Raw genomic sequence first — 13,467 nt, forward strand, 5'->3', positions numbered from 1 at the left:
ACTTATAGTAGGTAACAAAATGAGTAGAGAGGACGGCAAAGAAAAAGTAGACGAAGCTCAGTTAATTCGTGATTTAACTCATAATTTAGATATGGAATCACCATCTGGCAAAGCACAGTATGATAAACTGCTTAAACAAATGCTTGTTATGCTCGAAGGTAAGAAGAAACGAGTATATCCTGATAATTCTTCTAAAAAACTTCCTACAATTGGTATTGGTTTCAATATGAAAGCCGATGGCGCTAGAGAAGAATGGAATAAAGCATTTAGTAATGATCCCAATAAGCCATCATTTGACGCTGCTATAAATGGCAAAATTGAATTAACTGATCAACAGATAGATACGTTAAGTGACTATAGTATCAAAACCAGAAAAGGGAGGATACAGGAGGGATACGGTGCAGATTGGCACAAGTTACGAGGAAATGAGCGGCTGGCAATTGAGGTTCTTTTTTATAACTGTGAAGGCCTTGTACGTGATGGCACAAAATTTAAACACTATCTTCATAATTATTATAGACACTAAAGATAAAGCTTACCTACTCGCTGTAGCAGATCAGGTAAAAAATCATTCCAATAAAAATAACGATCCTGGGATTCAAATCCATCGCAACACATGTGAAGAGTTAATAAATTCTACTAAATCTCCTTTTTATGTTCCACCTGGTCATCCGCTATTACCTTTAAAACCGGTAAAGGTAGTGTTGGGCAAAACTGTAATTCCGTTGGGTTTTAGTCAATATTCGTCACTTTTTCCGACCAACCAGTATTTGGATAAACCAAATGAGGATTATTTTATTTGGCGAACTCAGATGGATGGTAAAGTACGTGACGCACATCGCGCTTATGAAGGTAGAATATTTAAACGCAGCGCTCCTCCAGGCGGCTCTATACCGGGAGATGACTTTAATTGTCGTTGTGTTGCAGAAGATGTACCGTATAATCTCATAGTTACCGAACAACAATCAATAATGCTTAACCCTGCCGATGATTATAAGAAAGCTCTGGCTTATTTTATGCGTAATGTCAATGGAGTATATGTAGAGTTTTGATATATACTGCGAGTAAATGAAAAATTGACAAAATGTTTGTCATGCTGAACTCGTTTCAGCATCTTAAGAGTTTCTGACGAGATGTTGAAACGAGTTCAGCATGACTACTGCTATTTGCGGCTACGCACTGCAATTTTTCCAACTTTTCATTTACTCGCAATATACTCGATTCTTTCTGAGGATTGCGTTGTCGTTCTCGAAGAATCACCGAGCATCTAGTCTAGGGTTTGTACGTTTACTATAATAGATGGTGATTTATTAATCTCTTGTTTTATGACTCGACGAAGAGTTGAACGAGTTGCTTCTTCAATTTGATCATTAGTTAACCTACCACTGGTATTACTCTTTAAAATATTCAGCTTCTCGACAACTTCATTTTTTATATCATTAATTAGTTCTAGATCATCTTGAGGATCAAGTACACCAGGAGTAGATATAATGGGCTTAGATATTTTACCATGTTTGTCTACTACTACTGAAACAATTACTATGCCAGTATCTCTCATCTTTCTACGCATCTTAAATATCGATGATTCAGCTGGCAATAAATAATTTCCGTCTACTGCCAAATATCCTGTATCAACCTTACCAATTATTTTTGAATACACAGCATCCAATAATACTACGCTACCATTTTCTACTTCTACTGTTTGAGGAATGCCACTTTTTTTTGCAAGCTTGGCATGTTCATGAATATGTACCGGTTCGCCATGTACAGGAATACATAATTGCGGCCGAATCAAAGAATACATCTTCTTTAACTCATCAATTGCCGGATGACCTGACACATGAACAAAATGATCTCTTTCAGTAATCACTTCAATTCCAGCTTTAACACAAACATTAAATAAACGAAAAATCTTTTTTTCATTACCAGGAATAATCTTTGACGAGAAAATTACTGTATCTTTTGGCGCAAGTTTGATCGAATGATGATTATTGCTAGCCATCTTTGCCATTGCAGCCATAGCCTCTCCTTGACAACCAGTAGCAATTATTAATAATTCTTCTCTTCTGAACCTGGCAATATCACGCTCATCAACCAGAGGCGCAATATCCGTCAAATATCCACTATCTTGAGCCGCAAGCAACATTCGATGCAAACTACGCCCAGTAAGCGCAACTTTTCTTCCAGTTTGCTGACCAGCATGAATTAAAGTGTCAAGACGCGCTAAATTAGAAGCAAAAGTAGTTACTACTACCAGCTTGGGACAGCCAGCAATAATATCAACTATACTTTTACGAACATCTCCCTCAGAACCGGAAGTACCAGTATTAAATACATTAGTTGAATCACATACTAAAGCTAGAACACCTTCATCACCATATTTTTTTAACAAATCTTCATCAGCACATTTACCAATTACCGGATCATAATCAAACTTCCAATCACCGGTATGTAAAATATTTCCAGCTTCAGTACGGATCATAATCGCCTGCATCTCAGGAGCAGAATGAGTTAAAGAAGCCATTTCTAACGAGAACGGTGATAAATCTATTTTACTACCAGGGCTCACTGTATTAATTTTTATATTTTTAGCAAAACTATATTCTGCTAATCTTAGTTTTAAGAAATTAGCTGTAAAAGTTGTAGCATATATCGGACACTGAATACTATTCCATAAATATTGGACTGCGCCAAGGTGATCTTCATGTGCATGAGTTAGCACCAACCCTACTAAATCTTTCTTACGTGCAGCAATAAAATCAAGATTAGCTACTAACATTTCCACACCAGGTAGATATTCATCAGCAAAGCCACTACCACAGTCAATCATCAACCATTTTCCCTTATAATGGTACAAATTAACATTAATACCGATCTCATTGGATCCGCCTAAAGGAATAAATAATAAATTTTCGTGATGATTTTTATGATTGAATGACATATGAATTGTACTATGATGATGTATTTATTAATAAATTTGTTGAAATCCTTATAACCTATTCTCAGCTATCAGTCCAATGATTAATAATCGCCTAATCTATATTAATATAATATTATCCGGAATATTGTTTGGATTGTTAGTAAGCTATCCTGCCCTTGATCTCAAATTTTCTCAACTTTTTTATGATCATGATCACGGTTTCATCTACCGTAATAATTTCGTGGTCAGATTTTTATTTCTGCTAATCCCACCACTTACCAAGATTTTTGTTGCTGCTTGTATTATTTTTTTCTGTTTTCAACGTTATAAGCACAAAAACTTCAAAAAAACTTTATCGTCATGGATTGCCTATTTAATCATAGCAGTAACAATTGGCCCTGGACTAATAGTCAATCAAATATTAAAAAACGATATTGGCCGCGCCAGGCCGTCACAAATTACTGAATTTGGCGGTAGCAAGAATTTTACGGCAGCGGCAATAATTACTGATCAATGTCATTATAATTGCTCTTTTCCATCTGGTCATGCAGCAATGGCATACTATTATACTATATTAGCCTACACTACTTTACTATTTTCTAACAAAAACAAAAAATATTTTACTATAATCTATATTTCTGCACTTTTATTTGGTACATTAACTGGTCTTAGTCGAATATTAATGGGTGGACATTTCCTAAGTGATGTCATCGCATCATGTTTTATAATACTGACAATTAATCATTTGTTATTTCTATGGTGGCAAAAACAACAAATAGCTTAAATAATATTAGACCTCTCTCACAAATCGCTTCTAAGAAAGAATTTGAAGAAGACACGGAGCGCAGATCCGCAGCGCACTTTAGAGTGCGTGAGGACTCGAGCACCGGCTCGACATACAAATCATCAGCAGAAGTAGGGCTTGTGAAGAGGTCTATTTTTATTATACAAAATCAATCAACCAAAGCTCTAGAAATTATAGAGCGACTAAAAATATTTTATGATTATACTACACCGGAGAAAGCTGAGTTGATTGTAGTTATTGGAGGAGACGGTGAATTACTACATGCTTTGCATAAATATATGCACTTAAATATTCCGTTTTATGGGATCAATGCTGGAAGCATAGGCTTCCTAATGAATTCATTAATTGATTCAGATTTACCAATTAATATTCATGAAGCTACCATCACACATTTACACCCATTAACAATGGAAGCAATAGCTTTTAATGGCATTACTTATTCAGCACTAGCAATCAACGAAGCTTCAATATTTCGAAAAACTAATCAAGCAGCTAAATTTCGGATAGAAGTTGATGATATTGAAAGAATGCCGGAATTAATAGCTGATGGAGCGATAGTGTCTACCCCAGCTGGCAGCAGCGCATATAATTTATCTGCTGGTGGCGCCATCTTACCGCTATCATCAAATCTTTTATGTCTTACTCCCATCTGCCCATTTCGCCCCAGACGCTGGCAAGGAGCATTGTTACCATCGTCCTCTTTAATAAAATTTGATATATTTGAAAATTATAAAAGACCAGTAAATGCTGTAGCTGATTTTCAGGAATTTGAAAATATCAAATCAGTTACCGTACATTCCTTACAAAATAAAGTCATTAAATTATTATTCGATCAACATCATAGTCTTGAAGACCGGATCATTAAAGAACAATTTTATGGTTAATGAACCTTAATAAACTATATTAAATTTGCTTCGATCATTATTTAAATTTATGCTTGTCATCCTGAGTTTATTTCAGACAAGCTCACTGACCGACGCTATACCACGAACACACTGAGGTCATCCCCACGCTGTCGAAAGTTGATGTAAACCGCATACAAGTCGTCATTCAGAGCGAGCCATGGGCGAGCCGTAGGAATCCAAAATCAATCCAAAGAGCTAGGCATTGCGTACAAAGGCTGGGTTGCCACGGAGCTAAAGCTCCTCGCAATGATATTCCTAAAAGCCTTACACCAATTTTCAACAGCTGTGGGGTTATCCCCAGAACGGCCTAATGTCATCCCGAATACCTGATGTCATCCCGAACACCTGAACGTCACCCCGAACTTGTTTCGGGATCTCATGAAGTCCTGATGAGATCCCGAAACAAGTTCGGGGTGACGTTCAGGTGTTCGGGATGACATTAAGCAGTTATAAATTTATTTCATGGTGACAGGCTAATAGCAAAATGACTATAATTAATTTTACAGCATCAAACTCTAGCTCTTGCTCAAATTTTGTGGAGACAACTGTTTTTCCTGTTTGTCAAGACTTACCTCAGTCTTAAAATCTAACCCTAGAATCTTTGCAACTGATGATTCCTTAGCTTGTTTCAATAGTTTATCTGGTGAAAACAATAATATACCTTTAAGCAACCCCACCATATCTTTAGCAATAGCATCTGCCACTGTTTTACCTTGAGGTATTTTATTAAAATCAGCTTGTAATTCTTTGTGTAAAGTTAGAGTCTTTATTAATGATTCCTGTTGATGCATTATTTTTGCAAAAACACCAGCTACTGGAACAGTGGTTTTATCTAACGATTTTTCCACTTCAAGCATTTTATTGTCTATTTTTAGTTGCGCAGATTTTACCAAATCATTGGGTAAGTTATACTTATCTATTGTATTATATAAACCTGTTTTTAACGAACCTAACATTTCTTGCGTTTCTTTTTCATTGCTTGGCATTTTTTCGGCAATTTGAGCTATATCTTGAATAAACTTTTTATCATTCTCATTTTGTTTAACTGCTATAGATACAGTACTATAAGCTTCTGCACTTAATCCTAATTTAACTACTGATTTTATTGGAATAGAAGCAGCACTTGATAATTCATTAACTTCCTTAGCTGTATTATAAATCGGTTCTAGTTCTTTATTTTGTTTGATCTCACTCACTCTTTCTTGCAAAGAAGCAACTGTTTTTTCTAGATTATCACAAGCCAAAAAATTACTAATTTTATCAACAATTCCCGTTGCCTTTAACACTAACCCTACTACTGGAAAATAGGAACTTACCAAACCTACCAGGGCATTTCCAGCTGCTTTAATAATTTTTTGCGAAACTCCCGGAAAAATTTCATCTATTTGTTTCTCAAATTCTAAAATACCACCTAAAACTTTTGCAGCGGATGATGCGAGAGTACCATTGAATAATAATCCCTTTTTTTCTTTGATTCCTTTATTTAGATCATCTGAAGCGCTATTGATACTTGCTGTAATTGTATTATGATAAATCTTCTTAGCACCTTCTTGTACTTCTTGAGATTCTTCTGATAATTTTTCAGCAAAATCTTCAAAACCCTCTCTTTTTATGTTATCGAGATTAGTAACTAATTTTATGCCCACATCAGTTGCCTGACCATCTAATATCTTTAAATCATATAATGATCTAGCCTCAGCTGTGGTTAAATCTTTAGTGTCTTTCGAAATTAGTTTGACCAATTCAGGAGTTGAGCTGGTTAAATTCTCTATTTGTTCTAATGGGGTTAACTTTAAAAATTGATCTTTTTCTTTTGGCATATTTGGAGTTCCTCAAAGTTTCCTATCAATCTTAGAAAATTATATTCACTTTTGATATAATTTTTATTCAAACAAACAGTATATCTTATAACGATACGTGCCTGCTTTATCACATATAATAATGTGTTTATAGTAATAAATTATTATATAGATTGCGAATAAAGCTTTTTTTTCTTAAGATTGAAGGGTATATATAATTTCTTAAGATCCTTAAAGGTTTCTTGAAGGTTTTCTTATTAACGCCAAAAGATTAAATTTTGGCAAGATTTCACTAAACATAACCCAAATATTCAGTTTATTATGCTTAAATTTATTGCTGCAATTGTGATAATATTTGTTAACCTATCGGCTCTAGCTCTTGATTTACAAGAAGCAATGACTAGTGCCTATAATAATAATGACGCATTTAAAATAAGTAGACGTACTTTTATCAATGAAATTGAACAGTTTCCTCAGGCTTTAGCTGGATTTTTACCAGATGTTTCTGCTTCAGTAAATTCAAGCAACAATAAAAGTAAAAATATTGGGCAATTTGCTACTAACGCCTCAGAACGCAAAACTTTGCAAAATAATCTTACCGTAACACAATCAATCTTCAGCGGTGGTAGTGGAGTGGCTGGGTTGAAAGCGGCACAATCTGCATTCAAAGCCTCACGTGGTAAATATTACGCCTCTGAACAGCAAACTTTACTTGATGCTATTCAGGCATATTTAAACTATGTAGAAGCACAGGAGCTATATAAAGTATCTGAATCTAGCGTTAATTCTAATAAAAAGCAATTAGAAGCCGTAACCGAAAGGCTAAAAGTTGGAGAATCAACAGAAACTGAATTAGCCGGCGCTAAAGCAGGTCTGGCAGTAGCTGAAACTAATATGCTAACCTCATATGCTAATTTACAATCACTTAAAGCAAATTTTATCAAAATGTTTGGTACTGAACCTGTAAATACTAATATGCCAACCATACCAGAAGGCTTACCAAGCACATTTGATGAGTTGTCAAAAAGATCATTGGCTGCAAACCCTAGTATAGATCAAGTTAGACATACTATAAATGCTGCTAAAGCCAATGAAACTGTTGCTAAATCTACGCTATTGCCACAAGTAAATTTTCAAGTACAAACCGGAAAAACTTTATATGATCCAGAAACTCCTGCTGGCCTTTTCAATAGTGCAACTGCTAATTCTAAAAGCGTTACTTCCAGTGTATCAGTACAAATTCCACTTTTTACTAAAGGAGGAGCAGACTATTCCAGAATACGTCAAGCAAAAAATAGTACTCGTAATACAGTGCTGCAATTAGACGACTTATTGAAACAAAATAATTCTAATTGTGTTAGTAGTTGGGAAAATTTTGTTGCAGCAAAATCTAAAATTACCGCAACGACACAAGGAGTTGAAGCAGCACAAATTTCCTATGATGGCACTATCGAAGAAGAAAAGGTAGGCTCCAAATCAATATTAGACGTATTAAATGCAGAAGATAGGCTAAATAAAGCAAAAACAGATAAAGTTGCAGCATATAAGCAATATGTCTTAGCTGCATATCAAATGAAAGCTTTAATTGGACAGTTAACTGCAAAGAGTCTAAAATTAAAGGTAACTTACTTTGAGCCTGAGCAAGAATTTAAGAAAGCTAAGATGAAGATTATAGGATTCTAAAGTGAGTAGTAAGGAACAGAGAAACCATGGAATGTCAGTTGAAGAAATCATTAAATCAATTAGAGGAATAATTGATGATCATAATAATACCAATAAATTATCAGCAGACGATGTACTAGAGTTAACTGAAGTAATAGATACTCAAAAAGAAGAAATAGCTCCTACTTCCATAGAGAGCAGTACACAAGATAAATTAATTTCAGAAAACTCAGCTCGTGATACGACTAACACTTTTAAGCAATTTGCTAAAACTGCCAAAGTAGTCGTACAAGAAAATAAAAGACCTAAAGTCACTACTATTGAAGAATTAGTTGTAGAAATGATGAGACCACAGTTAAAAAAATGGTTAGATGAAAATTTACCGAAACTTGTGCAAGAATTGGTAGAAAAGGAAATTAGGAGATTAATTCCTGATGATAAAGAATAAATTCTGTCTTACACCCAAGTTTATTAAACCTACTGTCATACTAGATATAAAAGCTATTATGCTTATACAATTAATTATCTTGGTTGTAATAATTAGCACTAATGCCATAGCTGGAGAAAGCTTAAAATTACCAGAATTACCTGCTCTACCTAACTTAGAAGAACAAGACAAAGATGAACAAAAGCAAAAAACTACTAAAGTCACTGCTAATACTCAACAAGATGATGCTCCTGGTTTTTTCAGAAAGATTACAAATTTTTTAGGAATTACCAGCAAAAAAACAAGTGCTATTAAAACCAAGTCCAGTAAAAAGAATACTAATGAACAAGAAGAACCATTGTCGGTTGAGTTAGAACAAAACCCTACATCTTCTAATGCCACAGTTAATAATAAACCTTTAACTACAGCTAAAGAAGAATTAAAAATTCCGTCTCTGCCACCCGTAGACTTACCGGCATTGCCACCAACAAATACCGCTAATGCTCAAACTCAAGCACAACCGCAGTTACCGACAATCGATAATCAAAATAATCAACCTTTGCCTAAAACTGAAATTACTCAATCTAATGTTCAGTCTTTACCTCTACCCAATTCACCTAAGGATGTTCAAACTGATAAGCTGCCTGCAACTACCAAACCTGATGCAGAAGAATTAAAAATTCCGTCTTTACCACCAAGCGACAACTCTACAATAACTCAACTACCAATAGCAGAACAAGCTAAAGATATTTCTACTACAGCACAGCCATCTAATACGTTAGAATCATCAAATACACAACCATCACCATCTTCTGACAATTCAACAACTGCAGCTCCAGCTGCAACAAATAATATAGCTAATGAAAATGACGAATTACAATCTCCCCCTCCACTTACCTCTGATAAGTCTAAATCAGCACGCGATACAATTTTAGGTTGGTTCAAAAGCAAAAATAAGGAAGAATATCAAGCACCTGCACCCCAACAAACCCCAATATTAGATAAAAAACCAATAACCATTGAAAAAATTGTGATAGATAACCAAGAGCTGACCCTTGAGCAAAGTAAATTTGTTAATGATGAAACGAAGGTATTATTATTACCAAATGATGATATAGTTCTAGGTGAACTTTCTGAAGAAGCAAAGATATTATTAATGGATCTTTATAGCTATTCAAAGTTATTGAAACAAATTCAAGATAAAAATGATCGTACTATTGAAAGAGAAGCGATAGATAATTTTATACTTAATTATGATAGTTACTTTAATACTACTCCTGTGTTAACTATTGATGACGCTCGCATTGACGCATTTAATAATGTTAAGCATAATAATTTATTTGCCTTAAGAACTTTATTAGATAATTACCATGTTTTACAAAATACTGATGAAAATGGTAATACCTTATTGCATAAAACAGCAGAATTAGATAGCTATTTTTTAACTAAATTTTTATTAATGCGTGGTATTAATATTCAAGCACTAAATACTGATTATCAAACTGCATTAACTATAGCTGAAGAACAACAAAATGATGCCATCACAAGGTTAATAAGGAAAAGTGGGGCAAGATAATAAGATAAAGATTGTATTAATTTTTATTGCAATTCTATAAGATTAAGTGTATATTTAGTTAATAAAGTTATTAATTAAATGTAAGTGATCTTATGAAAAAAACTTATGTAGAAGAACCTAAAACCTCACAAACCGCACAATTAAATTCTCCAAAAAGTAAGAAAGAAGATCAGCAAATTTCAGTAAAATCAGCAGAAAAAAAACTTCTACCACAAGATGTTGTAAAAATAAGTAGTAATCAGGCCGAAGAAAACCAAATCTTACCAGAAATCCATGAACAATATAAAACTTACAATCAGTTACATGATCAGCTACTAGTAAGTAATATCCAAAAAAATCTTCAAGAAGCTCAAGTTAGTTATGCTGAAGCACAAAAATTATATGCTGACATTTATAAAGATATAACTACCGCAACTGCTAGCATGCAAACTATGCAAAATCAGTTAACAACCTGTGCATTTCAGCGTCAGTTAGGACAAATAACAGACAAACAAGCGCAAGAAATCATATACGGAATATTACCAGGTAGCGTTGAAGGAATCGAGTTGCTGGAGACAACTGCACAAAAATTAAATACTCTTGAAACAATATGCTCAAAATTAAATTCACTTGCGGGAGATATGCCAGAATACAATATCGCTCAATTTAGCATTGAATATACAAAATCAAGCATTGAATACTTGCGAGATCGTTTTCAAGAAAATTTAGATACCGTCGATAATATGGAAAATCAATTACAACAAAAAAAGTAGATTATTATTGTTCTAGGTTTATATTATACACCAATAAATGTCATTCCTAAATATGGGAATGACATACATAAGTGATTTACAATCCCAATAACTTACAATGGTTACGTTTTAAAAGGAGCCCAAATATAGTAAATTCTAAATTTCTGCTTAACTTGAAATCAGTTTAGTTCAGTGGTTAAGCTATCATCATCGATTCTTATTGTTAAAAAACCGAGTTATCAAAGGTAAATTAATACCAGTGAGAATAGTTATTATACCTATCAGATGAAAAAACTCAAATTGCTCTCCTAAAATCATCACTGCCATAATAGCTGTAAATAATGGAGCTGAATAAAATAATATCGCAGAAAGATTTGCTCCAATCTTTAATATACTAAGATTCAATGATAACATTCCAATAATTGAGACACAAAAACCTAAACAAAAAATTACACTCATATTTTGTAAGTTTAATACTAATATATTTTTAAAATAAAACACATCTATCAAATATAGAGGAAAAATCAACATTGTACCTATAGCAAAGGTAGCATATATAAAGCTAAGAAAAGTTAAATTATTAGGCTTAAATTTGACTGCAAATACGTAAATTGCCCAACATATTGCCGCTGCAAGAGCTATAAAATCTCCTATATTGTTAAACAATTCAGAGAGACCATATAAAACACGTCCATGAATAACAATAATTACAACACCAACAAAGGAAAATATAATTGAATAAATTTGTAACTTTTTTGGCTTTTCTTTACTTATAATTATTCCAAAAACCAATACTAATACCGGAAAAACACTGACAATAATTGAAATATTAGTAGAGCTAGTATATTGCAGAGCATAATAAACAAATAAATTAAAGAACGTTACTCCAGAAATTGCAATAATAGATAAAATTCGAATATTAATCCATACATTCGAAATTTCAGCAAGAAAATGTTTAATGGCAAAAGGAGTTAAAATGATAAGCGCAACTAGCCATCTATAGAACAATAAGCTGATAGGCGAAACCTCGTCATTTATTACATATTTGGATAGTACATAACTTACAGAACCCATAAAAGGTGGGATTAAAGCAATAATATAATACCACCATTTTATGTTAGGCTGCATATTTTATTCTCCACAAAAATGTTATTTATATTTACTATAATATATTAAGAAATTTAATACAGGATAATAGTTGATCAATGATGATAGTTTATTTAATATATGCCGTACTAATAATTATAGCAATGGAATGAGTAAAAATCTCTTTATTAAAACCTACGGATGCCAAATGAATGTCTACGATTCCATCAGAATGCAAGACTTATTAATACCATTCGGTTATCAAACCACAGAAGATATTGAAACAGCAGATATGGTGATTCTTAATACTTGCCATATTCGTGAAAAAGCTGCTGAAAAAATGTATTCTGAACTTGGACGTATTAAAAAATTAAAAGATCGAAAAAAGAAAAGTAGTAATAACAATATAATTATTGCTGTTGCTGGATGCGTAGGTCAAGCGGAAGGTGATGAAATTTTTGAAAGAGCTCCTTACGTAGATATAGTTGTTGGTCCACAATCATATCATACCTTACCTGAATTACTAACAAAAATAGCAAGACATGAAAAAAATGTAATTGAGTTAGATTTTATCTTGGAAGAAAAATTTGACAAACTACCAGAGCAGATGAGTGTACAAGGAGCTAGTTCTATAGTATCAGTACAGGAAGGTTGTGATAAATTTTGTACATTTTGTGTAGTACCATATACTAGAGGAGCAGAATTTTCACGCCCGGTAGCTCAGATTTATCGTGAAGTACTACAACTAGCTTCATCCGGTGCAAAAGAAGTAACTTTACTAGGCCAAAATGTCAATGCTTACCATGGTCGCAGTATAGATGATAATATTTGTAGTTTAGCTGATCTAATTAATCATATTGCACAAATTCCGTCTTTAAAAAGAATTCGTTACACTACTTCACATCCGATTGATATGACAGAAGATTTAATCTTGCTGCATGCAACTGAACCTAAATTAATGCCTTTCTTACATTTACCAATTCAATCAGGTTCAGATAAAATATTAAAAGCGATGAACCGTAAGCACGATCGTAATTATTACTTATCGATAATTAATCGTTTGCGTGAACTACGTGCTGACATAGTATTTTCTTCTGATTTTATTGTAGGGTTTCCTGGTGAAACTGAAGAAGATTTTGCGGATACTATGGATTTAGTTAAAAAAGTAAGATATGGTCAATGCTACTCTTTTAAATATAGCCCAAGACCAGGTACACCCGCAGCAATTAAACCTCAAGTACCGGAGTCTGTCAAAGCTGAAAGATTAGCTATTTTACAGCAAGAGATTAATGCTCAACAATTAGCATTCAACCAACAATGTGTAGGCAAAGTGCTGCCTGTATTATTTGATCGTGATGGCAAATTTAGCAAACAAATTATTGGCAAAACTCCTTATATGCAGTCGGTACACATCACTAATCAAGATGAGAGTTTATACGGAAAAATAGTAGATATTCAAATTACCAAAGCACTTCCAAGTAGCTTAGCTGGAGAATATATTAGTTAAATTTTTGTGAAATATTATTTAAAACCCTTTTATGAGGTTCCAGTGCTAC

The 13,467-nt window shown here is 33.6% G+C and carries 12 protein-coding genes; 9 read left to right on the forward strand and 3 right to left on the reverse strand.

Translation table 11 applies throughout. The features are described 5' to 3' along the window. Window positions 1–19: 19 nt before the first annotated feature. Entirely contained in the window at window positions 20–526 is a 507-nt protein-coding gene (locus tag Trichorick_RS00730; RefSeq protein WP_323738365.1) for a hypothetical protein, read from the forward strand. Further along, window positions 480–1,052, forward strand: coding sequence for a phage minor head protein (locus Trichorick_RS00735; RefSeq protein ID WP_323738900.1), 573 nt, complete (start codon window positions 480–482; stop codon window positions 1,050–1,052). The genes Trichorick_RS00730 and Trichorick_RS00735 overlap by 47 nt, the downstream gene beginning before the upstream one ends. Before the next feature lie 215 nt (window positions 1,053–1,267). On the opposite strand, the gene Trichorick_RS00740 is transcribed toward Trichorick_RS00735, so the two are convergent. After that, window positions 1,268–2,941 (reverse strand): ribonuclease J, encoded by a 1,674-nt coding sequence (locus Trichorick_RS00740; RefSeq protein WP_323738366.1) that lies wholly within the window; start codon window positions 2,939–2,941, stop codon window positions 1,268–1,270. Between the two features lie 76 nt (window positions 2,942–3,017). On the opposite strand from Trichorick_RS00740, the gene Trichorick_RS00745 reads away from it, so the two are divergent. Together Trichorick_RS00745 and Trichorick_RS00750 are read left to right on the forward strand one after the other, a co-directional pair. Continuing rightward, a complete protein-coding gene (locus Trichorick_RS00745; RefSeq protein WP_323738367.1) occupies window positions 3,018–3,704 on the forward strand; it encodes a phosphatase PAP2 family protein in 687 nt (228 codons plus the stop codon). Beyond that, complete coding sequence (locus Trichorick_RS00750) at window positions 3,677–4,609, forward strand: NAD kinase (protein ID WP_323738368.1); 933 nt, start codon at window positions 3,677–3,679, stop codon at window positions 4,607–4,609. The genes Trichorick_RS00745 and Trichorick_RS00750 overlap by 28 nt, the downstream gene beginning before the upstream one ends. A 536-nt stretch (window positions 4,610–5,145) precedes the next feature. On the opposite strand, the gene Trichorick_RS00755 is transcribed toward Trichorick_RS00750, so the two are convergent. After that, on the reverse strand, window positions 5,146–6,450 hold the full coding sequence (locus tag Trichorick_RS00755) for a hypothetical protein (protein ID WP_323738369.1): 1,305 nt from the start codon (window positions 6,448–6,450) through the stop codon (window positions 5,146–5,148). Between the two features lie 300 nt (window positions 6,451–6,750). On the opposite strand from Trichorick_RS00755, the gene Trichorick_RS00760 reads away from it, so the two are divergent. From Trichorick_RS00760 to Trichorick_RS00775, 4 genes are all read left to right on the forward strand, one after another. Next, a complete protein-coding gene (locus Trichorick_RS00760) occupies window positions 6,751–8,112 on the forward strand; it encodes a TolC family protein (protein WP_323738370.1) in 1,362 nt (453 codons plus the stop codon). A 31-nt stretch (window positions 8,113–8,143) separates the two neighbouring features. After that, window positions 8,144–8,539 (forward strand): DUF2497 domain-containing protein, encoded by a 396-nt coding sequence (locus Trichorick_RS00765; RefSeq protein WP_323738371.1) that lies wholly within the window; start codon window positions 8,144–8,146, stop codon window positions 8,537–8,539. Next, window positions 8,526–10,094 carry a hypothetical protein gene (locus Trichorick_RS00770; RefSeq protein WP_323738372.1) on the forward strand — a complete coding sequence of 523 codons (1,569 nt, stop codon included), beginning with the start codon at window positions 8,526–8,528 and terminating at the stop codon, window positions 10,092–10,094. Before Trichorick_RS00765 ends, Trichorick_RS00770 begins: the two co-directional genes overlap by 14 nt. A 92-nt stretch (window positions 10,095–10,186) precedes the next feature. Beyond that, the gene (locus Trichorick_RS00775; RefSeq protein WP_323738373.1) at window positions 10,187–10,846 is read left to right on the forward strand and encodes a hypothetical protein; all 660 of its coding nucleotides are present in this window, start codon (window positions 10,187–10,189) and stop codon (window positions 10,844–10,846) included. Between the two features lie 186 nt (window positions 10,847–11,032). Here Trichorick_RS00775 and Trichorick_RS00780 read toward each other — a convergent pair whose 3' ends face one another. Beyond that, window positions 11,033–11,953, reverse strand: coding sequence for a DMT family transporter (locus Trichorick_RS00780; RefSeq protein ID WP_323738374.1), 921 nt, complete (start codon window positions 11,951–11,953; stop codon window positions 11,033–11,035). 127 nt (window positions 11,954–12,080) lie between these two features. Here Trichorick_RS00780 and miaB point away from each other — a divergent pair, with 127 nt between their 5' ends. After that, entirely contained in the window at window positions 12,081–13,418 is a 1,338-nt protein-coding gene (miaB, locus tag Trichorick_RS00785; RefSeq protein ID WP_323738375.1) for a tRNA (N6-isopentenyl adenosine(37)-C2)-methylthiotransferase MiaB, read from the forward strand. Window positions 13,419–13,467 lie beyond the last annotated feature (49 nt).

Source organism: Candidatus Trichorickettsia mobilis (assembly GCF_034366785.1).
GTDB lineage: Bacteria > Pseudomonadota > Alphaproteobacteria > Rickettsiales > Rickettsiaceae > Trichorickettsia > Trichorickettsia mobilis_A.